General features: G+C 52.1%; 20 protein-coding genes. 16 read left to right on the top strand and 4 right to left on the bottom strand.

Features of this window, described 5'->3' with window-relative positions; translation table 11 throughout:
- The first annotated feature begins 16 nt into the window (after positions 1-16).
- The 10 genes from AC1DUO_RS17705 (at position 17) to AC1DUO_RS17660 (ending at position 9160) form a co-directional block, all read left to right on the top strand.
- Positions 17-817 (top strand): metal-dependent hydrolase, encoded by an 801-nt coding sequence (locus AC1DUO_RS17705; protein WP_477988157.1) that lies wholly within the window; start codon positions 17-19, stop codon positions 815-817.
- 332 nt (positions 818-1149) lie between these two features.
- The gene (gene ptsG, locus AC1DUO_RS17700; RefSeq protein WP_477988155.1) at positions 1150-2583 is read left to right on the top strand and encodes a PTS glucose transporter subunit IIBC; all 1434 of its coding nucleotides are present in this window, start codon (positions 1150-1152) and stop codon (positions 2581-2583) included.
- 187 nt (positions 2584-2770) lie between these two features.
- Complete coding sequence (gene hinT, locus AC1DUO_RS17695; RefSeq protein ID WP_013576236.1) at positions 2771-3124, top strand: purine nucleoside phosphoramidase; 354 nt, start codon at positions 2771-2773, stop codon at positions 3122-3124.
- Between the two features lie 8 nt (positions 3125-3132).
- A complete protein-coding gene (locus AC1DUO_RS17690) occupies positions 3133-3501 on the top strand; it encodes a YcfL family putative periplasmic lipoprotein (protein ID WP_037037348.1) in 369 nt (122 codons plus the stop codon).
- 21 nt (positions 3502-3522) lie between these two features.
- A complete protein-coding gene (lpoB, locus tag AC1DUO_RS17685; RefSeq protein WP_112151608.1) occupies positions 3523-4125 on the top strand; it encodes a penicillin-binding protein activator LpoB in 603 nt (200 codons plus the stop codon).
- Positions 4109-4966 (top strand): phosphotransferase, encoded by an 858-nt coding sequence (locus AC1DUO_RS17680; protein ID WP_013576233.1) that lies wholly within the window; start codon positions 4109-4111, stop codon positions 4964-4966. The genes lpoB and AC1DUO_RS17680 overlap by 17 nt, the downstream gene beginning before the upstream one ends.
- A 48-nt stretch (positions 4967-5014) precedes the next feature.
- A complete protein-coding gene (nagZ, locus tag AC1DUO_RS17675) occupies positions 5015-6043 on the top strand; it encodes a beta-N-acetylhexosaminidase (RefSeq protein ID WP_013576232.1) in 1029 nt (342 codons plus the stop codon).
- A 52-nt stretch (positions 6044-6095) separates the two neighbouring features.
- Positions 6096-6638: an alpha/beta hydrolase YcfP gene (ycfP, locus tag AC1DUO_RS17670; protein WP_013576231.1), complete on the top strand. Its 543-nt coding sequence runs from the start codon at positions 6096-6098 to the stop codon at positions 6636-6638.
- Positions 6639-6960: 322 nt separating this feature from the next.
- The gene (locus AC1DUO_RS17665) at positions 6961-8265 is read left to right on the top strand and encodes an NAD(P)/FAD-dependent oxidoreductase (RefSeq protein ID WP_013576230.1); all 1305 of its coding nucleotides are present in this window, start codon (positions 6961-6963) and stop codon (positions 8263-8265) included.
- Between the two features lie 358 nt (positions 8266-8623).
- A complete protein-coding gene (locus AC1DUO_RS17660) occupies positions 8624-9160 on the top strand; it encodes a glycine zipper 2TM domain-containing protein (RefSeq protein ID WP_013576229.1) in 537 nt (178 codons plus the stop codon).
- 74 nt (positions 9161-9234) lie between these two features.
- Here the strand turns inward: AC1DUO_RS17660 and mfd are convergent, their stop codons facing one another.
- On the bottom strand, positions 9235-12678 hold the full coding sequence (gene mfd / locus AC1DUO_RS17655; protein ID WP_013576228.1) for a transcription-repair coupling factor: 3444 nt from the start codon (positions 12676-12678) through the stop codon (positions 9235-9237).
- A gap of 238 nt (positions 12679-12916) precedes the next feature.
- Here mfd and lolC point away from each other — a divergent pair, with 238 nt between their 5' ends.
- The 6 genes from lolC to AC1DUO_RS17625 all read left to right on the top strand — a co-directional run bounded on the left by lolC (position 12917) and on the right by AC1DUO_RS17625 (position 19147).
- The gene (gene lolC / locus AC1DUO_RS17650; protein WP_013576227.1) at positions 12917-14119 is read left to right on the top strand and encodes a lipoprotein-releasing ABC transporter permease subunit LolC; all 1203 of its coding nucleotides are present in this window, start codon (positions 12917-12919) and stop codon (positions 14117-14119) included.
- Positions 14112-14816 carry a lipoprotein-releasing ABC transporter ATP-binding protein LolD gene (gene lolD / locus AC1DUO_RS17645; protein WP_013576226.1) on the top strand — a complete coding sequence of 235 codons (705 nt, stop codon included), beginning with the start codon at positions 14112-14114 and terminating at the stop codon, positions 14814-14816. The genes lolC and lolD overlap by 8 nt, the downstream gene beginning before the upstream one ends.
- Positions 14816-16066, top strand: a complete 1251-nt coding sequence (gene lolE, locus AC1DUO_RS17640) for a lipoprotein-releasing ABC transporter permease subunit LolE (RefSeq protein ID WP_037037364.1) — start codon at positions 14816-14818, stop codon at positions 16064-16066. Before lolD ends, lolE begins: the two co-directional genes overlap by 1 nt.
- A gap of 50 nt (positions 16067-16116) precedes the next feature.
- Entirely contained in the window at positions 16117-16944 is an 828-nt protein-coding gene (gene cobB / locus AC1DUO_RS17635; protein ID WP_013576224.1) for a Sir2 family NAD+-dependent deacetylase, read from the top strand.
- A 146-nt stretch (positions 16945-17090) separates the two neighbouring features.
- A complete protein-coding gene (pepT, locus tag AC1DUO_RS17630; RefSeq protein ID WP_013576223.1) occupies positions 17091-18320 on the top strand; it encodes a peptidase T in 1230 nt (409 codons plus the stop codon).
- A gap of 200 nt (positions 18321-18520) precedes the next feature.
- Entirely contained in the window at positions 18521-19147 is a 627-nt protein-coding gene (locus AC1DUO_RS17625; RefSeq protein WP_126124253.1) for a hypothetical protein, read from the top strand.
- 939 nt (positions 19148-20086) lie between these two features.
- Here AC1DUO_RS17625 and AC1DUO_RS17620 read toward each other — a convergent pair.
- The 3 genes from AC1DUO_RS17620 to phoP form a co-directional block, all read right to left on the bottom strand.
- Positions 20087-21208 (bottom strand): ribosomal protein uL16 3-hydroxylase, encoded by a 1122-nt coding sequence (locus AC1DUO_RS17620; RefSeq protein ID WP_477988148.1) that lies wholly within the window; start codon positions 21206-21208, stop codon positions 20087-20089.
- A 160-nt stretch (positions 21209-21368) separates the two neighbouring features.
- The gene (gene phoQ, locus AC1DUO_RS17615) at positions 21369-22826 is read right to left on the bottom strand and encodes a two-component system sensor histidine kinase PhoQ (RefSeq protein ID WP_013576219.1); all 1458 of its coding nucleotides are present in this window, start codon (positions 22824-22826) and stop codon (positions 21369-21371) included.
- 26 nt (positions 22827-22852) lie between these two features.
- Positions 22853-23527 (bottom strand): two-component system response regulator PhoP, encoded by a 675-nt coding sequence (phoP, locus tag AC1DUO_RS17610; protein ID WP_013576218.1) that lies wholly within the window; start codon positions 23525-23527, stop codon positions 22853-22855.
- Between the last annotated feature and the right edge of the window lie 328 nt (positions 23528-23855).

Genomic DNA, 23855 nt, shown 5'->3' with positions numbered 1-23855 from the left:
CAACGAGTTAATTATTATGTTTTTAGTCGATTCCCACTGCCACCTCGACAGCCTGGATTACAACGAGCTGCATTCAGGCGTGGACAGTGTGCTGGAAAAAGCCCGCGAACGTGATGTGAAATTTATGCTGGCCGTCGCAACAACCCTGCCGGGCTATCGGGCAATGACGCAGCTGATTGGTGATCGCCCGGACGTGGCATTTTCCTGCGGTGTTCATCCGCTGAATATCGACGATGGTTACGATTTCAACGAGCTGCGTGAGCTTGCCGCCAGCCCGAAAGTGGTGGCGATGGGGGAAACCGGTCTGGATTATTTTTATCAGAAAGAAGCGCATCAGCTGAAACTGCAGCAGGACTCTTTCCGCGAGCACATCCGTATTRGCCGCGAGCTGAACAAACCGGTGATCGTCCATACCCGTGATGCCCGCCAGGATACGCTGGATGTTCTCAAAGAAGAGAAAGCAGGGGAGTGCGGTGGTGTACTCCATTGCTTCACCGAGGATTTGCCGACCGCAAAATTCTTGCTCGATCTGGGTTTTTATATCTCTTTCTCCGGAATTGTGACTTTCCGTAATGCCGATGCGCTGCGTGAAGTGGCACGTTACGTCCCGCTGGATCGTCTGCTGGTAGAAACTGATTCGCCATACCTGGCACCGGTTCCGCATCGCGGAAAGGAAAACCAGCCTGCTTATGTGCGTGACGTTGCCGACTACATGGCAGTGCTCAAAGGCGTGAGCGTGGAACAACTTGCCGAAGCCACGACAGCCAACTTTTCACGATTATTTCACATCGATTCTTCTTCCCTGATGTCACTTTAGGCCAGGTCATATTCTCTGTATTTATTTTTCACCTCGTAATTAATCCTCTGAATGAGGTATTTTGGCACCGTTTTAGGCGGTGTCAGGGGGCTTTTATTCGGATTTTATGTTGATAAATGGTGGCTTTTAAGACGCTCTTACTGCATTTTTCAGAAAAACGTGACTGCCATCAAACATTAACAAAGGGAATTATTTTACCCTGCGTAAAAATTAAAAGGGGTGCTCAGACACCCGACAGCAAAAGGTTCGCAACACTTTTGCAAAGCGGTTAGTTATCAGGCTAAACCGCAATAAGTATCAAAAAGAATCATTACTCAGGAGCACAATCAATTATGTTTAAGAACGCGTTTGCAAACCTTCAAAAGGTCGGTAAATCGCTAATGCTGCCAGTATCCGTACTGCCAATCGCAGGTATCCTGCTTGGTGTCGGTTCTGCAAACTTTAGCTGGCTGCCACTGATCGTTTCTCATGTTATGGCCGAAGCCGGTGGTTCAGTCTTCGCTAATATGCCTTTGATCTTTGCTATTGGTGTTGCCTTAGGCTTCACTAACAACGACGGTGTTTCTGCACTGGCGTCCGTTGTGGCATATGGCATCATGGTGAAAACCATGGCGGTTGTGGCTCCACTGGTTCTGCATTTGCCCGCTGAAGAAATTGCAGCCAAGCATCTGGCCGATACCGGCGTACTGGGCGGTATCATCTCCGGTGCGATTGCGGCTTACATGTTCAACCGTTTCTATCGTATCAAGTTGCCAGAATATCTGGGCTTCTTMGCCGGTAAACGTTTTGTTCCGATCATCTCTGGTCTGGCTGCGATTATCCTGGGTGTGGTTCTGTCCTTCATCTGGCCGCCAATCGGTACAGGTATCCAGACCTTCTCACAATGGGCGGCTTACCAGAACCCGGTCGTGGCATTCGGTATCTACGGTGTGGTAGAACGTGCACTTGTTCCGTTTGGTCTGCACCATATCTGGAACGTTCCATTCCAGATGCAAATCGGTGAGTACGTGAACTCTGCAGGTCAGGTGTTCCACGGCGATATCCCACGTTATATGGCCGGTGACCCAACTGCAGGTAAACTGTCAGGTGGCTTCCTGTTCAAAATGTACGGTCTGCCAGCCGCTGCGGTTGCTATCTGGCATTCAGCGAAACCTGAAAATCGTGCAAAAGTCGGCGGCATCATGATTTCCGCTGCCCTGACTGCGTTCCTGACCGGTATCACTGAGCCAATCGAATTCTCCTTCATGTTCGTTGCGCCGATCCTGTACGTGATCCACGCGATTCTGGCCGGTCTGGCATTCCCAATCTGTATCCTGTTGGGTATGCGTGACGGCACCAGCTTCTCGCACGGTCTGATCGACTTCATCGTTCTGAGTGGTAACAGCAGCAAAATCTGGCTGTTCCCAATCGTAGGTGCGGTGTATGCGGTTGTTTACTACAGCATCTTCCGTTTCCTGATTGCGAAGCTGGATCTGAAAACACCTGGTCGTGAAGACTCTACCAGCGAAACCACCGCGCAGGGCGGTTCTGAAATGTCCGCCTCTCTGGTTCAGGCTTTCGGCGGCAAAGACAACATCACTAACCTTGATGCCTGTATTACCCGTCTGCGCGTCAGCGTAGCGGACGTCTCCAAAGTCGATCAGGCTGGCCTGAAAAAACTGGGTGCGGCAGGTGTGGTGGTTGCAGGTTCTGGTGTTCAGGCGATTTTCGGTACCAAGTCTGACAACCTGAAAACCGATATGGACGAGTACATGCGTAGCCATTAATGGTGAGCAATGTCTGGTTCTGAGAAAGGAGGCTTCGGCCTCCTTTTTTTATGTCTGCGATTCAGCGGAGCACTGGCTGACGCTTTCTGCGTCAATTAAGCATCAAAAAGCGTAATCAGGTTGAAAGGAATGGAAATTCTAACCCATACTGCGTACAACGCTTTTTACTTTGTTAAGGACAGTTAAGATGGCCGAAGAGACAATTTTCAGCAAAATCATTCGTCGTGAAATCCCTGCCGACGTGGTTTATCAGGACGAACTTGTCACTGCGTTTCGCGACATTTCTCCTCAGGCACCCAGCCATATTTTGATTATCCCGAATGTTCTGATCCCGACAATGAATGACGTCGATGCGACGCATGAAGCAGCGCTGGGCAGAATGATGACGGTGGCCGCGAAAATTGCCGAACAGGAAGGCATCGCCGAAAGCGGTTACCGCCTGATCGTCAACTGCAACCGTGATGCTGGTCAGGAGGTTTATCACATCCATATGCATCTGGTCGGTGGCCGTGCACTGGGTCCATTGCTGTCACGTCAGTAAGGGTAAACATGCGTTTTTTGATGGCGTTATTGCCAGTGATTTTGTTGATAGGTTGTAGCAGCAAGCCCACTATTGCGCTGAATAATCAACAAAGAGTGGTAATGGAATCCCCCGTTCTGACGGCGGGCATAATCCCAGGTTCGCCATCCGTATCTGATTCCGGCGGGCAGAAAAAAGCCACAACCACGTTGGATAACAACCAGCCACACTCTGTCACCCTGCATTATCGTTACTATTGGTATGATAAACAGGGGCTGGATTTATTCCCGGTCGCCGAGGCCAGGACCATTACTGTTCCGGCGAACAGCAGCGTAGACGTCAGTTCCCTGAACGGCAATCTTGATGCGTACAGTGTGCGTATTTACCTTTATCTCTAATTTTTTGCACGGAGAAGGTTGATGAAAAAGTATTTCCTCATTGTGGCAATGGCCGCATTGATCCTTGGCGGTTGTACGTTGCCAAACCAGCAGCAAAACCAGCCACAGCAGCCTGAGCAACCGCAGCAGCCACAGCAACCGTTGCCACCGGTTAACCCGCCGGTTCCGGAGCAACCGCAGGTCCAGCCAGTTCCGCAGCCGCCTAAATTTGCCAATATCGACTGGACCGCAACTGTTGAGCCAATGCTTGCGAAAATGCTGAAATCCGGTGGTGTGCAGCCGGGCAGCGTTCTGCTGGTGGATGGCGTGAAAAACAGCACCAACGGTTCCCTGCAAATGGCAAAAGCCACCGATGCATTGCGCAATGCACTGGCCAACAACACGACCTTCCAGGTGGTACCCGCCGAGCAACTGGCTTCGGCCAAACAGTCTCTGGGATTATCGCCGGATGACAGTCTGGCTTCGGTCAGTAAAGCCATCGGCCTGGCAAACATCGTAAAAGCGCAGTACGTGCTTTACAGTACCGTGAGTGGTGATGTGAAAGCGCCGACCATGTCGATGCGTCTGATTACCGCACCGAGTGGTGAAATCATCTGGTCAGGCCGCGGTGCAGTTCAGAATTAACGCTGAGCTTCTGCAGCACGAACTCCGGCAACTGATTGAGCAACATTATCCGGCGGTGAAAACCGCCGGTTTTCGTTTATTACCGGTTGCCGGGCTGACCGGCGAAAGCTGGAAAATCAGCTCGTCTGCCGGCGAGTTTCTGGCACGACATCAGTCTGTACAGCGGCAAGCTTTGGGCGCTGACCGGCAACGTGAATCTGTGATTTTGCGGCATATCGCGCGGCACAAATTAGGCCCTTGTGTCAGACTTTATTCGCCGCCGTGGCTGATAGTCGACTGGATAGACGGAACGCCTTTGCAAGATCAGGCACTCGCCGCCGTTTCAGGCCAGAAAGCCTTGTGCCAGCGTCTGGTGCAGTTACACCAGTTGCCACTATCAGGCTACCGGCTGGATTTACAGCAGCAATTTGCCCGCTACTGGCAACATATCGACCGGCGCAGGCTGACGCCGCACTGGCTGCGTTTGCACCGCAAAATGTTGTCGCAGTATCCGCCGTCACCGCTGAAACTGGCGCTGGTACATATGGATATTCACGCCGGTAATGTGCTTAGTACGCCAGACGGGCTGCGGCTGATTGACTGGGAATATGCGGCGAATGCGGACATTGCGCTGGAGCTGGCGGCGATTATTCGTGGCAACGACTGGAACGCGCAGCAGCAAAATGCGTTCATCGGCGAATACGTTGATGCTGGCGGCTATCAGGAAATATTTCTTTTGCAGCAGCGGGTTAAACGCTGGATCCCCTGGGTTGATTACCTGATGCTGATGTGGTTCGAAGTGCGCTGGCAGCAGACCGGCGAGAGTAAATATCTTGAATGGGTGCGCCCGTTGCACCCGTGATAATTGTCTGAAAAATGAAAAGGAGCGTCCATTTTGTTGGGACCTGTAATGCTGGATGTCGCTGGCTACGCGCTGGATGCCGAAGAACGTGAAATTTTGCAGCACCCGCTGGTGGGCGGGCTGATTTTATTCACCCGAAATTATCATGATGTCGATCAGTTACATGAACTGATCCGCCAGATCCGCGCCGCGTCGCACGACAGGCTGGTGCTGGCCGTGGATCAGGAAGGCGGGCGCGTACAGCGCTTCCGCGAAAGTTTTACCCGTCTGCCTGCCGCGCAATCTTTTGCGGCGCTCAATGAACCGCACGAAGCGGGGCGTCTGGCCCAGGAAAGCGGCTGGCTGATGGCGTCGGAAATGATTGTGATGGATATCGACATCAGCTTCGCGCCAGTGCTGGATATCGGACATATCAGCGCAGCTATCGGCGAACGTTCGTTCCATGCAGAACCCCGGAAAGCGCTTGAAATGGCTGAGCAGTATATTCTCGGTATGCATTCCGCTGGCATGAAAACCACCGGTAAGCATTTTCCGGGGCACGGTGCCGTCAGCGCGGATTCCCATAAAGAAACGCCACACGACGATCGCCCGCTGGAAGTTATCCGCCAGCACGACATGGCTATCTTCCGTCAGCTCAACGAACGTAAATTACTGGATGCCGTGATGCCGGCGCACGTGATTTATACTCAGGCCGATCCACGTCCGGCCAGCGGTTCGCCATACTGGTTGCAGGAAATTTTGCGCAAAGAGCTGAATTTCAACGGCGTGATCTTCTCCGATGATATCTCAATGGAAGGTGCGGCAATCATGGGGTCTTATCCCGAACGCGCGCAGGCTTCTCTGGATGCGGGTTGCGACATGATCCTGGCCTGTAATAACCGGCAGGGCGCTGTCAGCGTGCTGGATAACCTGTCTCCGGTCAACGCTGAGCGCGTTGCACAGTTGTATCATCGCGGACTGTATAGTGGAAAACAGGCCCGTCAGGACCTGCAAAATTCGAGACGCTGGAAAGAGGCAAACCGTGATCTGACCACACTCGACGCCCGCTGGCAGGAACATAAACAGGCTGCCCTGTAACGTTTTTCCGACCACGTGAAGGGTTCAACGCACATTCAGGATGAGGTAAACGATGATTATCTATTTGCATGGCTTCGATTCAACCAGTCCCGGTAATCACGAGAAAGTGTTGCAGTTACAGTTCATTGATCCGGACGTGCGCTTCATCAGTTACAGCACGCTGCACCCGCGTCATGACATGCAACATCTGCTAAAAGAAGTGGATAAAGTGCTGCAGGAAACGACGGACAAGAATGCGCTGATTTGCGGCGTCGGACTTGGCGGATTCTGGGCTGAACGCATCGGTTTCCTGTGCGGGATCCGCCAGGTGATGTTCAATCCGAATTTGTCACCGCAGGATAATATGACCGGGAAAATCGACCGCCCGGAAGAGTATGAAGATATCGCCACCAAGTGCATCAGCGATTTCCGCGAGAAAAACCGCGACCGCTGTCTGGTGATTTTATCCCGTGAAGATGGCGTGCTCGACAGCAGCAAAACCGCTGAGAAATTGCATCACTATTATCCGGTTGAATGGGACGAGCATCAGAGCCATAAATTCAAAGATATCTCGACGCATCTGCAACGCATTAAAGCGTTCAAAAATATCGTCTGATTTAACATTTCGTTTCTGAAATCGCTAAAACCACTGCCTTTGCGCAGTGGTTTTTTATTTGTGTCATTCCCGCTTCAGTATTCGTTTTCATGGCAGATCCGCGTCTAACTTGCTGATTTAAAGATGTCAAAATGCGTGCCATTTTCCTAAGTCAAATTAGCCAAATGAATTTAAATTGACCTATATCAATTTTGGTATGACCAAATCACCACGCGTGATATCCTCCGTCTCAGATACCGATTTAACTTAAGCAACCCTATGTTATATAAGGATTATATTTTTACTCTTATATAACAATTGGTTCACATTTGAGGGGGTCATTTTGACATCACCAATGAAGAAAATTGTGATTATCGGCGGCGGCGCCGGCGGTCTGGAACTGGCGACCAGCCTGGGCCATAAACTTGGCCGCAACAAAAAAGCGGAGATCATTCTGGTCGACCGTAACCACAGCCATTTATGGAAACCCCTGTTGCACGAAGTGGCGACCGGCAGTCTGGATGACGGCGTGGATGCGCTGAGCTATCTGGCTCATGCCCGCAACCACGGTTTCACCTTCCAGATTGGCTCACTGACCGATATCGACCGTGAAAATCAGACCATCAAACTGGCTGAAATCTGTGACGAGAACGGCGAAATGCTGGTGCCGGTACGGGATATTGCGTACGACACCCTGGTGATGGCGCTGGGCAGCACGTCTAACGATTTCGGTACACCGGGCGTCAAAGACCACTGCATCTTCCTGGATAACCCGCATCAGGCGCACCGTTTCCATAACGAAATGCTGAACCTGTTCCTCAAATTCTCTGCCAGTGCAGACAAGCAGAAGAAAGTGAACATTGCGATTGTTGGCGGCGGGGCGACGGGTGTCGAGCTGTCTGCCGAGCTGCATAATGCGGTAAAACAACTGCACAGCTACGGTTTCGAAGGGCTGGACAGCGAAGCGCTGAACGTCACGCTGGTGGAAGCCGGTGAACGTATTCTGCCTGCGCTGCCACCGCGTATTTCTGCTGCGGCGCATAACGAGCTGACTAAACTGGGCGTACGCGTTCTGACGCAAACCATGGTGACCAGCGCGGATAAGAACGGTCTGAACACCAAGTCCGGCGAATTCATTGACGCCGATCTGATGGTCTGGGCGGCGGGGATTAAAGCCCCTGATTTCATGAAAGACATCGCGGGTCTGGAAACCAACCGTATCAATCAGCTTGTGGTGGAACCGACGCTGCAGACCACGCGCGACCCGAACATCTATGCGATTGGCGACTGCGCTTCCTGTCCGCAGCCATCCGGCGGTTTCGTGCCACCGCGTGCGCAGTCAGCGCATCAGATGGCCTCCCGTTGTTTTGCCAACATCATGGCGCAGCGTAAGGGGCAAAGCCTGAAACCTTACGTCTATAAAGACCACGGTTCACTGGTTTCCCTTTCACGCTTCAGTACTGTCGGCAGCCTGATGGGTAACCTGATGCGCGGTTCTATGATGGTCGAAGGCCGTCTGGCGAGACTGGTTTATATCTCGCTGTACCGTATGCACCAGATTGCATTGCACGGTTACATCAAAACCGGTCTGATGATGCTGGTCGGCGGCATTAACCGGGTGATCCGCCCGCGTCTTAAACTGCACTGATACCTGTTCGCTGATATTTTTTTCAACGTCAGCTGAATCGTTTCATAGCCTAAAGCCTGTTTCTGACAGGCTTTTTCTTATCTGCATGAATACCCCTGTGAACAGCATAAGATCCCGCCACGATGAGGTTGTCTGCTAAGAATTCTCCGAAACAGGGGGGTGCACCGGTTGTTTATCTCACTTACAGATTTCGTCTTATTGTTTGCTTACGTTTAGGTGTGCAGACTTAACAATAAGTTTACAAGAACAGATGGTCACAGACGGCGATTCACGCACGCCGAACCTCAGATGTGAAGCTGTCCGCTGAGGGACCCCGGTAACGGAGTCATTGCGTGGTAACATTTGCGGAGGAAGTCCTGTGAACAAGTCAATGTTAGCTGGGGTCGGTATTGGTGTGGCTGCGGCGTTGGGCATTGCTGGCGTTGCAAGCATGAATGTTTTTTCATCTGGCCCGGAGTACGCGCAGGTTGTCAGCGCGACGCCAATCAAAGAAACCACGAAAATCCCGCGTCAGGAATGTCGGAATGTGACGGTCACTCACCGACGTCCTGTACAGGATGAACATCAGATTGCTGGCTCCGTGCTCGGTGCAGTCGCCGGTGGCGTACTCGGTCACCAGTTTGGTGGCGGCCGCGGACGTGATGTTGCGACGGTAGCGGGTGCGTTGGGCGGTGGCTATGCGGGTAACCGCGTGCAGAGCAGCATGCAGGAAAACGACACCTACACCACGCAACAGCAGCGCTGTAAAACCGTGTATGACAAAGAAGATAAAACGCTCGGTTATGATGTGACCTATAAAATAGGCGATCAGCAAGGGAAAGTTCGTATGGACCACGATCCGGGCACACAAATTCCGCTGGATAAAAGCGGTCAGTTGCAACTTACCCGTTCATAACCAAGCGGGAAGTGTGGAAAATAAAAAGCCTGAGGTGAAAACCTCAGGCTTTTTTTAACGCATGAAGATCAGATTCAGATCAGATGCTCAGTAAACTCATTCAGCATGTCACCGACAAACTTCAGGCGTTTCGGGCGATCAGTCAGATCTAACACAAACTTCAGTTTTGTCGGGCCGTCCAGCCGGTAAACCTGGGGTTGTTTCTGTAACAGACCAATCAGGAAGCCCGGATCCACACGGTTCTTATCGCCAAACTCAATGAATCCGCCGCGCTCGTTGCCTTCAATCCGCCGGATGCCGAGTTCTTTGGCTTTCAGGCGCAGCACGGCAATCAGCAACAGATTGCGCGCACCGTCCGGCAGTGTGCCAAAACGGTCGATCAGCTCAACGCGGAGTTCATCCAGTTCGCCTTCGGTTTTCGCACTGGCGATACGTTTATACAACGACAGGCGCGTATTCACATCAGGAATGAAATCCTCCGGCAGCAGCGCAGGCATGCGCATTTCAACTTCGGTCTGGCTGGTGGTTAAATCCTCCAGCGATGGCTCGCGGCCTTCTTTCAACGCTTCGACGGCGTTTTCCAGCAACTCCATATACAGCGAGAAACCGATACTGGTCATCTGGCCGCTCTGGCCTTCGCCGAGCAGTTCGCCAGCACCGCGGATTTCAAGGTCGTGCGTCGCCAGCGCAAAACCGGCACCCAGGTCTTCCAGCGAGGCAATGGCCTCCAGACGTTTATGTGCATCGGCCGACATGGCTTTCGGTGGCGGCGTCAGCAGATACGCATAGGCCTGATGGTGTGACCGCCCTACGCGGCCACGCAACTGATGCAACTGTGCCAGACCAAAGTGGTCGGCGCGCTCAATAATGATTGTGTTCGCCGTCGGGATATCGATACCGGTTTCGATAATGGTGGTACACACCAGCACGTTGAAACGCTGGTGATGGAAATCATTCATCACACGCTCGAGGTCGCGTTCACGCATCTGACCGTGGCCGATGGCAATGCGCGCTTCCGGCACGAGTTCGGCCAGCCGCTGCGAGGCTTTCTCGATATTCTCGACATCGTTGTAGAGATAATAAACCTGCCCGCCGCGCAGAATTTCACGCAGGATTGCCTCACGCACGACCAGACTGTCGTACTCGCGCACAAAGGTTTTCACCGCCATACGACGTGCAGGCGGTGTGGCAATAATAGACAGGTCGCGCATGCCGCTCATGGCCATGTTCAGCGTCCGCGGGATAGGCGTTGCGGTCAGGGTAAGAATATCTACGTCTGCACGCATCGCTTTGATGCGCTCTTTATGACGTACGCCGAAACGGTGCTCTTCATCGACAATCAGCAGTCCCAGATCTTTCCAGCGTAGATCGGTTTGCAGCAGTTTGTGTGTGCCGATAATAATATCGACTTTGCCTTCAACCGCATCTTCCAGCACGACGTTTTGTTCTTTGGCGCTGCGGAAACGCGACATCATTTCGATGCGCACTGGCCAGCTGGCGAAGCGGTCGCGGAAGTTATCGAAGTGCTGTTGTGCCAGCAGGGTGGTCGGTACCAGAACGGCCACCTGCTTATTGTTGGAAACGGCGAGGAAGGCTGCGCGCATCGCCACTTCGGTTTTACCGAAACCGACGTCGCCACATACCAGCCGGTCCATCGCCAGCGGTTGGGTCATGTCAGTCAGTACCGCGTTAATGGCCTGTGCCTGATCCGGCGTGGTTTCAAACGGGAAAGCCTGACAGAACAGCTGATACTGTGCTTTGTCGTGCTTAAACGCGAAACCACTTTTGGCTTCGCGCTGGGCGTAGATATCCAGCAGTTCCGCAGCGACATCGCGCACTTTCTCGGCCGCTTTCTGCCGCGCTTTTGACCAGGCTTCACCGCCGAGTTTATGCAGCGGCGCGCTCTCATCCGCGCCACCGGCATAGCGGCTGATGAGATGCAGCGATGATACCGGCACATACAGTTTGTCTTCACCGGCGTAGGTCAGTATCAGGTATTCGGCAGTGATGCCGCCGGTTTCAAGCGTTGTCAGCCCGAGATAACGGCCCACACCGTGTTCGACATGCACTACCGGCTGGCCGGGACGCAGTTCGGCGAGATTACGGATCAGTGTATCGGTGTTGATCGACCGTCGGCTGTCCTGACGGCGACGCGCCACGCGTTCACCAAGCAGATCGCTTTCACAAATCAGCGCCAGCTGTTTATCCGCATCCAGAAAACCACGTTCGCACGCGCCGATCATGATGTAACGACCGGCGATATCGGCTTCTTCAATCCGGGTGATAAGCGTCGGCATCAGCTTGATGCGTGCCAGCAAATCCTGAAGCGTTTCGCGGCGGCCTTCACTTTCTACAGAGAATACCAGGCTGCCGGCAAAGGATTCATTAAAGCGACGCAGGTTATCCATCGGCGCTTTATTCTGCGGCTGAACGGATAAATCTGGCAGCTTTTCGTAACTCAGATTGGTATTGGCGGCTTTCTTCGGCAGCGAATCAGTACGCAGCTGAACACGTGGCCAGGCTTTCAGCTCGGTAAACAGCGACTCCACACGCAGCCAGAGATTTTCCGGCTCGAGCAGCGGACGCATCGGATCGACCCGGCGGCTTTCGTAACGCTGGCAGGCGTCCTGCCAGAAGCGCTCAGCGGCGGCTTCGAGATCGCCGGTATTCAGCACCAGCGTGTTTTCCGGCAGATAGCTGAACAGCGTGGTCAGAGGCTGACTGAAAAACAACGGCTGCCAGTATTCGATACCGGCGGGGAAGGTCCCTTTACTGACCTGCTGATAAACGTGTTCGGCATCGCGACGTACTTCGAACTTCTCGCGCCATTGGCTGCGGAACAGTTCAATGGCATTTTTATCGGTTGGAAATTCGTGCGCGGGTAGCAGATTGATATGTTCCACTTCACTCAGCGTGCGCTGGGTATCCACATCGAAAATGCGCAGGCTGTCGATTTCATCATCAAAGAAATCAATGCGATAAGGTTCTTCGCTGCCCATCGGATACAAATCCAGCAGAGCGCCACGGGTGGCAAACTCGCCGTGCTCCATCACCTGATCTACGCTGCGATAACCGGCCTGTTCCAGCTGTGCACGCAATTTATCGCGCGAAAGCTGCTGACCTTTCTTCATCACCAGCGCGTGACCGTGCAGGAATTCGTGCGGGCAGACGCGTTGCATCAGCGTATTCACCGGCAGAATAATGATGCCGCGTTCCATAGTAGGAAGCTGATACAAACTGGAAAGGCGTGAAGAAATAATTTCCTGATGTGGAGAAAAACTGTCGTAAGGTAGCGTTTCCCAGTCCGCAATACTCAGGACTTTGTTGTCAGTAAACTGTTGAATTTCATCGCGCAGGCGCAGGGCATTTTGCATATCAGGCGCAATCAGCAGGATCGGGCCTGTATGGCGTTCACTGATTTGGGCGCATTCCAGCGCGCAGGCGGAGCCTGTAAGCTGGCCTAACAGGCGGTTGTCGCCCGGGCGTTCAGGCAACGAATAACGATAATCTTGAGACATAGGCTGTGTTGAGTTCTCGTTTTGGCGGCTGTCGGAGGCCAATTAGCAGACCGTATCTTGCTTTGCAGGGGTAATCGGGGTCAACCCGTTGTCTGTATAAAAGGGTCAACGGCGTCACAAAGTTAAACCGATTACTTTGGGTTAATGGTTCCATAAAGCGGTGCTAGCCTTTATTATCCTTGATCACTTTAGTCTGCGCCACGCACTTATTTGCGGCCAAGCACTTAAAACGGATGTTATGTATCAACCTGTCGCGTTATTTATAGGTCTGCGCTACATGCGCGGGCGTGCTTCGGACCGCTTCGGGCGGTTTGTCTCCTGGTTATCCACCATTGGTATCACTCTCGGCGTGATGGCGCTGGTGACCGTGCTGTCAGTGATGAACGGTTTTGAGAAAGATCTGGAAGGTAACATCCTGGGTCTGATGCCTCAGGCGTTAATCACCACGCCGGGCGGATCCCTCGACCCTCAGAAAATCACCCATCAACAGGTGTCGGCGCTGAAAAGTGTTAACCGCGCTGTACCGCTGACCACCGGCGATGTCGTGCTGCAAAGCCCAGGCAGCGTCGCGGTGGGCGTGATGCTCGGTGTCGATCCTGACCAGAAAGACCCGCTGGCGAAATACTTAATTGGGGTTGCCCAGCAGGAACTTCAACCCGGTAAATACAACGTTATTCTTGGCGATCAGCTGGCGCAGCAGTTAAAAGTGCGCCGTGGCGATCAACTGCGTCTGATGGTCACCAGTGTCAGCCAGTTCACGCCAGTCGGCCGCGTCCCGAGCCAGCGTTTGTTCAACGTTATCGGCACTTTCTCCGCCAACAGCGAAGTGGATGGTTACCAGATGCTGGTGAACATTCAGGACGCCTCACGTCTGATGCTGTATCCGAAAGGCAATGTCACCGGCTGGCGTTTGTTCCTCGACAAACCGCTGGACGTCGACAGTCTGAGTACGCAAAAACTGCCTGACGGTGCAAGCTGGAAAGACTGGCGTGAACGCCGCGGCGAATTGTTCCAGGCGGTGCGCATGGAGAAAAATATGATGGGGCTGTTGCTGAGCCTGATCGTCGCCGTCGCCGCGTTTAACATTATTACGTCACTGGGTTTACTGGTGATGGAGAAGCAAGCCGAAGTGGCCATTTTGCAAACACAGGGCTTAAGCCGTCGCCAGATTATGGCGCTGTTCATGGTGCAGGGTGCCAGTGCCGGTGTGATCGGCGCGTTGCTCGGTGCCGTGCTCGGCGTGGTGCTGGCCACCCAACTGAATACAATTATGCCAGCTATCGGGCTGATGCTCGATGGCGCGTCGCTGCCGGTCGATATCGAACCGGTTCAGGTCGTGGTCATCGCGCTGGTTGCTATGGCTATTGCTTTATTATCTACGCTTTATCCTTCCTGGCGCGCTGCTGCCACCCATCCCGCAGAGGCTTTACGTTATGAGTAATTCTTTATTATTGCAGTGTGAAAACCTCTGTAAGACTTATCAGGAAGGTAAAATGCACACCGACGTGCTGCGTGACGTCAGTTTCGCTATGCAGCCGGGTGAGATGATGGCGATTGTCGGCACCTCCGGTTCCGGCAAAAGTACTTTGCTGCATTTGCTGGGTGGACTCGATTCCCCGACGTCCGGCGAAGTGATTTTCAAAGGCCAGTCTCTGAATGCGATGTCTTCATCGGCGAAATCTGAATTGCGTAACCGCGAGCTGGGCTTCATTTATCAGTTCCACCATTTGCTGCCGGATTTCACCGCGCTGGAAAACGTCGCGATGCCGCTGCTGATTGGCAAAAAGAAATCTGCCGAAGTGCAGGAACGCGCGCTGGCGATGCTCGAAGCGGTGGGACTGCAACATCGCAGCAATCACCGTCCTTCCGAGCTTTCCGGTGGTGAACGTCAGCGAGTGGCAATTGCCCGTGCGCTGGTGAATAATCCTTCGCTGGTGCTGGCCGATGAACCGACCGGTAATCTCGATCAGCGCAATGCCGACAGCATTTTCGAATTGCTCGGCGAACTGAATGTGCGCCAGGGCACGGCGTTTCTGGTGGTGACGCATGATCTGCAACTGGCGAACCGTCTGACGCGTCAGCTGGAAATGCGTGACGGCAAGTTGCAGCAGGAATCGATGTTGCTGGGAGCGAAGTAATGTCTGGCATTCCTTTTTCATTATTGATTGGCCTGCGGTTCAGTCGTGGACGCCGTCGCAGCGGCATGGTGTCGCTGATTTCGGTGATTTCAACGTTAGGCATTGCACTGGGGGTGGCGGTGCTGATCGTTGGCCTCAGCGCCATGAATGGTTTTGAACGTGAGCTGAAAGAACGCGTACTGGCGGTCGTACCGCACGGCGAAATCCGGCCGGTCAATCAGCCGTTCAACAACTGGCAGGGCGTGCTGGATCGGGTGGAAAAAGTGCCGGGTATTGTGGCGGCTGCACCCTATATCCAGTTCAACGGCCTGATTGAGCACGGCGCCAAACTGCGCGCCATCCAACTGAAAGGTGTTGATCCACAGAGTGAACCACGTGTCAGTGCCGCGCCGAAATTCGTGCAGAATAATGCCTGGCAAAATTTTAAAGCCGGTCAGCAACAGTTGATCCTCGGCAAAGGCGTCGCGGATGCGGTGGGCGTGAAGCAGGGCGACTGGGTGACCGTGATGATCCCGAACAGCGACCCGGAAATGAAGCTGTTGCAGCCAAAACGTATTCGCCTGCAGGTTGCCGGTATTTTGCAGCTCAGCGGACAACTTGATCACAGCCTTGGCATGGTGCCTCTGGCCGATGCCCAGCAATATCAGGATATGGGCAGCAGCGTGACCGGTATTGATATCAAAGTGAACGATGTCTTTGCCGCACAGAAACTGGTGCACGACGCCGGTGAAGTGACTCAGGCTTACGTTTATATCAGCAGCTGGATCGGAACTTATGGCTACATGTACCGTGATATCCAGATGGTGCGCGCTATCATGTATATGGCGATGGTGCTGGTGATTGGTGTGGCCTGCTTCAATATCGTTTCAACGCTGGTGATGGCGGTGAAAGATAAAAGCAGCGATATTGCGATTTTGCGCACACTGGGTGCGAAAGACGGACTTATCCGCGCAGTCTTCATCTGGTACGGTTTACTGGCGGGGCTGGTCGGCAGCGTTGCAGGTGTAGTGATCGGCGTGATTGCGGCCTTCCAGCTGACTAACATCGTCAATGCATTGCAAAAACTGACCGGTCACCAGTTCCTGTCGGGCGATATTTATTTCATCGACTTCCTGCCTTCTGAAGTTCACTGGCTGGATGTCGCAGGGGTGCTGGTAACCGCCCTGGTGCTGAGTTTGCTGGCAAGCTGGTATCCGGCGCGGCGTGCGAGCCGTATCGATCCTGCCCGCGTACTCAGTGGCGGTCAGTAATCCATTTTTAAATGAAGTCTTAATCAGACACAGAGAGTAAGGAGCACTTCATGCGCACACGTCATCGTCTGTGTCGGTTTCGCAAAAATAAGCGCATTCGCCATCAGCGGTTCCGGTCGAATATTTTCCACCGTGACTCGATGGCGGCTGCGTCGTTGAAGAAGCCGTTTGTCGTGGTGCTGACCGGCGCAGGGATTTCCGCCGAGTCTGGCATTCGTACTTTCCGCGCCGCTGACGGTTTGTGGGAAGAACATCATGTTGAGGATGTGGCGACGCCCGAAGGCTATCGCCGTGATCCTGAACTGGTACAGCGTTTTTATAATGAGCGCCGCCGTCAGTTGCAGGCAGAAGATCTCAAACCGAATGCCGCACATTACGCGCTGGCCACGCTGGAAGAAGCGCTCGGTGAGAACTTCCTGCTGGTTACGCAAAATATCGATAACCTGCACGAGCGCGCGGGCAGCTTACGCGTCATTCATATGCACGGCGAATTGCTAAAAGTGCGGTGTACGCAATCGGGGCAGGTATTGGACTGGCCGGGCGATCTGACTGTGGATGACCGCTGTCATTGCTGTCAGTTTCCGGCACCGTTGCGCCCGCACATAGTCTGGTTCGGTGAAATGCCTTTTGGCATGGACGAGATTTACGATGCGCTGGCTAAAGCCGATTTTTTTGTCGCTATCGGTACGTCTGGCCACGTTTATCCGGCCGCGGGATTTGTCCATGAAGCGCGCATCGGCGGCGCCTGTGCTGTTGAACTGAATCTTGAACCGAGTCAGGTTGAAAGCGAATTCGATATGAAGCACTACGGGCTGGCGAGCCAGGTCGTACCGGAATTTGTCCATAAGTTCCTGACCAAGAAAGACCAGGCCTGGTGATCACCAGGCTTTTTTTTATTGTTCTCGCCAAAAATTGCGCCTGCCCCATAGACATATCTCGTTAAACTTGGTGAAAAATGACCTGACGCAATATTCAGGGTTTTCATGCTGCGCATAATAAAACCCAGCCGCCAGAGGATACCCAAATGAATAAGTTGCTTGATCGTTTTCTTCATTATGTTTCTTTCGATACTCAATCTAAGCCCAATGTTAAACACACGCCCAGCACCGATGGACAACTCAGGCTGGCGCAGGCCCTGCGTAATGAACTGACCGAGCTAGGTTTTTCTCAGGTTACGCTCAGTGATAAAGGCTGCGTGATGGCCACCTTGCCAGGCAATGTGGCCTGGAAAGTGCCGGTGATTGGTTTTATTTCCCATCTGGATACCGCGCCTGATTTCACGGCTAAACACGTTAATCCACAAATTGTGGAAAATTACCGCGGCGGCGATATCGCACTGGGTAATGGCGATGAAATATTATCTCCGGTGATGTTCCCGGTATTACATCAGCTTCTCGGGCACACGATTATCACCACCGACGGCAAAACCTTGCTCGGGTCTGATGATAAATCTGGTATCGCAGAAATTATTACCGCGATGGTGCGACTGAAAAACAGCAATATTCCGCACGGACCGGTGCGTATCGCCTTCACGCCAGACGAGGAAATCGGCAAAGGCGCGCAGAGTTTTGATATTCCTGCATTCGGCGCGCAGTGGGCCTACACCGTCGACGGTGGCGGAGTGGGGGAGCTGGAGTTTGAGAACTTCAACGCTGCGTCGGCCACGATTAAAATTGTCGGTAATAATGTGCATCCGGGCAGTGCCAAAGGGGTGATGGTGAATGCGCTGTCACTGGCGACGCGTTTTCACAACGAGCTGCCTGCAGATGAAACGCCCGAACATACAGAAGGTTACGAAGGTTTCTACCATCTGACGACCATCAAGGGCAACGTTGAGCGTGCGGAAATGCATTACATCATCCGTGATTTCGACAAAACGCAGTTCGAAGCCCGTAAGCAAAAAATTATTGATGTCGCACACGTGGTCGGCAAAGGCCTGCACCGTGATTGTTATATCGAAGTGACGCTCGACGATCACTATTACAACATGCGCGACAAAGTGGCTCAGCATCCGCACATTATTGCGCTGGCTCAGCAGGCGATGAAAGATTGCGATATCGAGCCAATCATGAAGCCCATTCGTGGTGGCACTGATGGCGCGCAACTTTCGTTTCGCGGTTTGCCATGCCCGAATATCTTCACCGGCGGTTATAACTTCCATGGCAAACACGAATTCGTAACGCTCGAAGGAATGGAAAAAGCGGTTGCAGTGATTATGCGTATCGCGGAACTGACGGCGGAAAGATCTCAATAAATCCTGTTCAGCCTTTGAGTTATAACGTTTAACAATATAAGGCTGGTTAGATTGCCCTTTATTATCAGCGTGTTAACCATTTTATCTGGTTATGACAGATAACCTGCCTAAATATATCTTGATTTCGTATCTCTAATTTGTATTTTTTTCTCATTTCTCCTGTCTGTAAAATACATTTTTGCCTCTACGGATTTGAGAAAATGGAATTAAAGGATGTAGCATCACTGCGGGATTTTGTCAGAACTCGCATCCCGACTCGTGGTACCGGCACTTGTTATAGTGCATGGGTATTAATCTGGTATCCGGATGGTGGGAATGTAGGCCATGCGTCAATGTTTATTGGTGATATTTTAGAAACCAGTCCTTATGTCAGCTGGTGGCCACAAACAGAAGATAAAAAAATCATGTTCGGTAAATACCCTTCAAGAATCGCTTGCATGGGGAATACCAGTTCAACGACTTATCGTTCTGATGCCCGTACCGAAGGTAACCCACCAGATGTTATTTATGGATTGATGAACCTGGACGAGAGTGCGATGAAAACAGCCTGGTATGATATTTGTCATAAAGCAGGAGGATCATCATTTCGTACCGTCGGGAAGAATTGCGCTAATATTGTTGGCCGGGTCATCAATGCAGGACTTATCGCTTCACCATTACGTGCCAGGGCCTTTGGCTATATGCAGGGTGGTTTTTTACCCTGTACGCCTAAGCGTGTAGGGGTGGCATGTAATTATCTGAGAGATAAAGACCTCGCCATAAAAATAAGTCTGCATACCAAATCTCTGAACCTTAATCCTTTCAAACGCCTGCTGCGGCTTCGATAACTTCGTCGGGCTGTGAAAGCCCGACAGCATTGCGTTTGTTATTTTAGACGCTCCATTCCGTGCAGCGCTATCCGGTAGCCGTCTGCGCCATTGCCTTGTGTAGTGATCAACCTTTGTCTGGCATGGCTACTGCCCGGCAYGAGAGCTGTAAGTGAAACTGGCTACGTTTTTTATCCACCATTCTAATGTTGTTATTTCTGAGTAGAATGTTTGAAATATGTGCCTGAGTAACTAACTTAATCATGCCTGTGCTGGAGATATAAAAGCTGGTGGCGGTTCTATTTCTCTCCAGAGAACCATAGCGATTTCCTACTTGCGGTCATCACTGGCCTTCCAGTTATCCACAGCACAAAAAAATCAGGAAAAATACCCTGATGCAGGAAAGAAGACAGCGAGCCGATATATTCCTGAATCCATTGGATATTTGGGTTCAACGATCTGAGTGGAAAAGTTAGTTTTAGATTGAATGTCATTACCAGGAACGGATATTTTTTGTTATCAATAAAATAACTCATTCGGGAGAAATCGGCCAGCATACTCGGATTCATGGCGGACTTACCAAACCTGCGGATGTCTCGAACTATGTGCTTATTAATTGTATCGTATAATCTTCGAGTTATTTCAGGTGAGATATTTCGATTTATGTAGAGCTCGGATTTTCTTGCTTCAGGTTTCGGGAGGGGATAACAGGCAAAGGTATGGGTTTGAGTTAACTCATTTTTTTTCGTGAACAACTGTGTGAAGAATATGTCTGGCCTTTAATAACCGGGTGTTGGTAATGAAATATATTCCCTGATTATAAAGTTTAAAAGATGTTGACTAATGTGAATTAACTATTCTTTACCGGTTAGCCATTAATAACTAAAATATTAAATTTCTTAATTAATACAGAATGCCGAAGCATCCTGTATTAATAATAAGATTAAATAGCTCTTAATATCAGTCGTTAAAGTACCAGTAACCGCTGTTTACCAGCGCAGACAGCAGCGCAAGGAATGAAGGATCGTCCAGCGCATCGCCAAGCATGTCTTTGGTTACGGTTTTATGGCGGGCAATCRCATCCACCGCAGCGATATGTTCCGTGGTCATGGCTTCGCCGTTGACGTAACAGGTATCACCCACGCGCAGCACGCGAAGACCGCCCAGACGTTCCAGCGTTTCACCCGACTCCAGCAGTTCATAAATTTCACCCGGCTGATAAGGCGGTTCCGGCGGTGCCAGATCCAGCTCATGACGCGACTGGGAAATAAACTCGCCAAACCAGCTGTTGAAATGCGCCGGATTATCAATCAGATCCAGCATCATGCCGCGCAGTTTATCCAGCTCAGCCGGTTGTACTTCGGCCGGATGTTCACGTTCAACCAGTTCCGGATCGCTGTAACGGTGGCTGCCCAGCTCGCGGGAAAGCACGAAATCTGCAAAACCACTGACCATCTCACGGGCGTTTGGCGCACGGAAACCGACGGAATAGTTGAGGGAGTTTTCCAGCGAATAGCCGTCGTGCGGGAAGCCCGGCGGAATGTAGACGATGTCGCCCGGTTCCAGTTCTTCATCAATAATCGCCTCGAACGGCTCGACCTGCAGCAAATCAGGATGCGGGCAATGTTGTTTCATGGCGACTTTCTCGCCCACACGCCAGCGGCGGCGGCCAGTGCCCTGAATAATAAATACGTCGTACTGATCCAGATGCGGGCCAACACCACCGCCGGGCACCGAGAAGGAAATCATCAAATCGTCCATGCGCCAGTCAGGAATGTGGCGAAATGGCGTCATCAGATGGGAAGAGGGTTCATGCCAGTGGTCGACCGCCTGAACCAGAACTGACCAGCCCGTTTCACCCAGATGATCGTAACTTTCAAACGGCCCGTGGCTGACATTCCACTTGCCGTCCTCATTGCTCACCAGACGGCTGTCCACCTCATTTTCCATCGCCAGACCAGCCAGTTCGTCCGGAGAGATCGGATCGACGAAATTTTTAAAGCCGCGTTTTAACACCACAGGACGCTTTTGCCAGTAACGCTGCAGGAAATCATTCCAGTCTAGGTCGAGTTGGTAATCCATAGTATTTCCCTTGCATTAAATGGAGGGTGATAAGGAAGAGAAGAGTCTGTAAATGATTATAACGGAAGGTGTTGCGGCTGAGTTGGGCAATTGCCAGCAAATTTCGCACTATGCTTAAGATTGCGCCGAAATTTGCTGGCAAAATAATCGGGGGAGAACGTTATTCCAGTTCAATGCCTTGTTGCAGACCAAAACAAACGCGCATGCTGGCGCCGCCAAGCGGGCTGTCACCAATGATAATTTTGCCGTCGTACTGTTCAATGATGTCGTTGGCGAGCGATAACCCCAGCCCTTGTCCCGGACGCAAGGTATCTGCCCGCTGCCCGCGCTGGAAAATCACCTCGCGCTTACTTACCGGAATACCCGGGCCATCGTCTTCAATCAGGATCACCAACTGATTCTCGGTATGGACGGCACTGATTTCGACAAACTCCAGACAGTATTTGCAGGCGTTGTCTATCACATTACCCATCACTTCCATGAAGTCATTTTTTTCGCCCACAAAGGTGATTTCCGGTGAAATATCCACCGTGATCACCACGCCTTTACGCTGATAAACCTTATTCAACGCCGAACATAATCCGTCGAGGATCGCCGGGACGGAGTGAACTTCACGGATCAGCAGGTTTTGTTCGGAGCGCAATGTCGCGCGATGCAGGTAATAGCCAATCTGCTGTGAGATGCGGCTGATTTGCTCAAGCATCACCGGCTCGGCATCTTCAATGGTCATCTGTTTACCATTGCGCAGTGCACGCAGGGTGGACTGCAAGACAGCCAGCGGCGTTTTCAGGCTGTGCGTCAGGTCAGCCAGCGTGGTGCGGTAACGATCATAACGGCCACGCTCCCCGTGCAGCAAAATATTCAGGTTACGCACCAGACCGCGCAGTTCACGTGGCGGGTTTTCATCCAGTGATTCCCGCTCGTGGGTTTCCAGTTCGGCGACCTGATGGATCAGTTCTTTGATTGGCCTCAGGCTCCAGTAAGCTGCCAGCCATAACAAAGGCACCACCAGCAGCAGGTTCGCCAGTAAGACATAGCTGAACCATTCCCAGACAAGATCAGATCGCTGTAATTCCTGCGGAATGGTATCGACCACCACAATGTTCAGCGCCGGCAGGCGCGAGGTTGCATTATAGGTATTGACCGCAATGGAATGGGTCATCGCGTTGGCGTCGGTATCGTCGTAATCCTTCAACTTATCCTGCGCTTGCGGGTTGTTGCCCAGTACTTCGCTGCTGATTTGCGTGTCGGTATCCAGCTCATAGAAGCCGGGTTTGTTCATCCACGCTTTATCGATATGCGCTTCGAGCTCAGGGATGCGGCGCTCGGCCCATAACAGTTTTCCGTCTGCGTCGTAAATGAACACCAGCGTCGGCGTGTTGAGGTCGAGATCAGGTGGAACGTTGATAGTCAGCTTGCCGTCGCGCCATTGTGCAAGGCTGAAGAAGAGGTTACTTTCGCCGCGCAGGAGCCGGTAGGCGGTTTTGTCGAAACTCACCATGTAACCCACCACGGCCACCAGCCCGTAGGCCAGCGACAGGGTAAGTACCACCGCAGCGGTCGCCATCATAAAGCGGACGCGAAGGGAGAAGGGGTTCCGGGTACGACGTCCTTTCATGAAGCGTCCTTTGAACATGACGATGATTATGGCCTGATGTCGAAACGGTAACCCTGACCACGTACGGTCGTTATCACATCAACCGGGTGTTCTGCCTGCAGTTTTTTGCGCAGACGGCCCATCAGAACATCGACGGTGTGACTTTCACGCAGCTCGGCATCCGGATAGAGCTGAAGCATCAGAGAGTCCTTGCTGACCACCTTTCCCGCATTGCGGATCAGTGTCTCGATAATCGTGTATTCGAAAGCGGTCAGTTTAATCGGCTGCTCATTGACGGTCAGTTCACGACGTGACAGATCAATCTGGAAAGGTTGCAGCGTGATCACCTGTGAAGCGAGACCGCTGTTACGGCGCATCAGCGCCTGCATGCGCGCCAGCACTTCTTCCAGATGGAATGGCTTAGTGACGTAATCATCCGCACCGGCTTCCAGCACTGCGACTTTATCCTGCCAGCTTTCGCGGGCGGTCAGCACCAGAATCGGCAGATTGTTCTGATGACTTCGCCAGCGGCGGATCAGGCTCAGGCCATCTTCACCAGGCAAGCCGAGGTCAACAATGGCGATATCAGGCGCATGCTCATGCAGAAAATAGTCTGCTTCTTTGGCGTCTTCTGCCGCATCGACCTGATGGCCCATTTCCCGCAGCTGTACTGAGAGGTGATGACGTAACAGTGCGTTATCTTCAATGACTAAAATTCGCATGGTGATTCCTTATCCTGACAGCGCGAAAAATGGATTAAACATTCTGAGTGCGATTGTAAATGATTCAGAAACATTTTAATCAACCTCAGGTCAACGCAGGTGTGCCGAACATCAACAGAACCTAAACGAATTATAAGCGGCTTCCGCCAGGCGTGGCATAAAAAAGGCGACCCGAAGGTTAATGCCGGTCACTTAAGGAAATGAGGCCCGTGAATTTGGGCCTTCGATGAAGAAAAATAGCGCTATAAGCCTGATTCCTTCATTATCCTTTGAAGCACAAAAATGAATTTGTATTCATAAAAATGCTTAAGTGACCGGCATTAACCCG

This window comes from Rahnella sp. P4_A8 (genome assembly GCF_056402435.1).
This window is presented reverse-complemented; position numbering and strand designations above follow the sequence as displayed.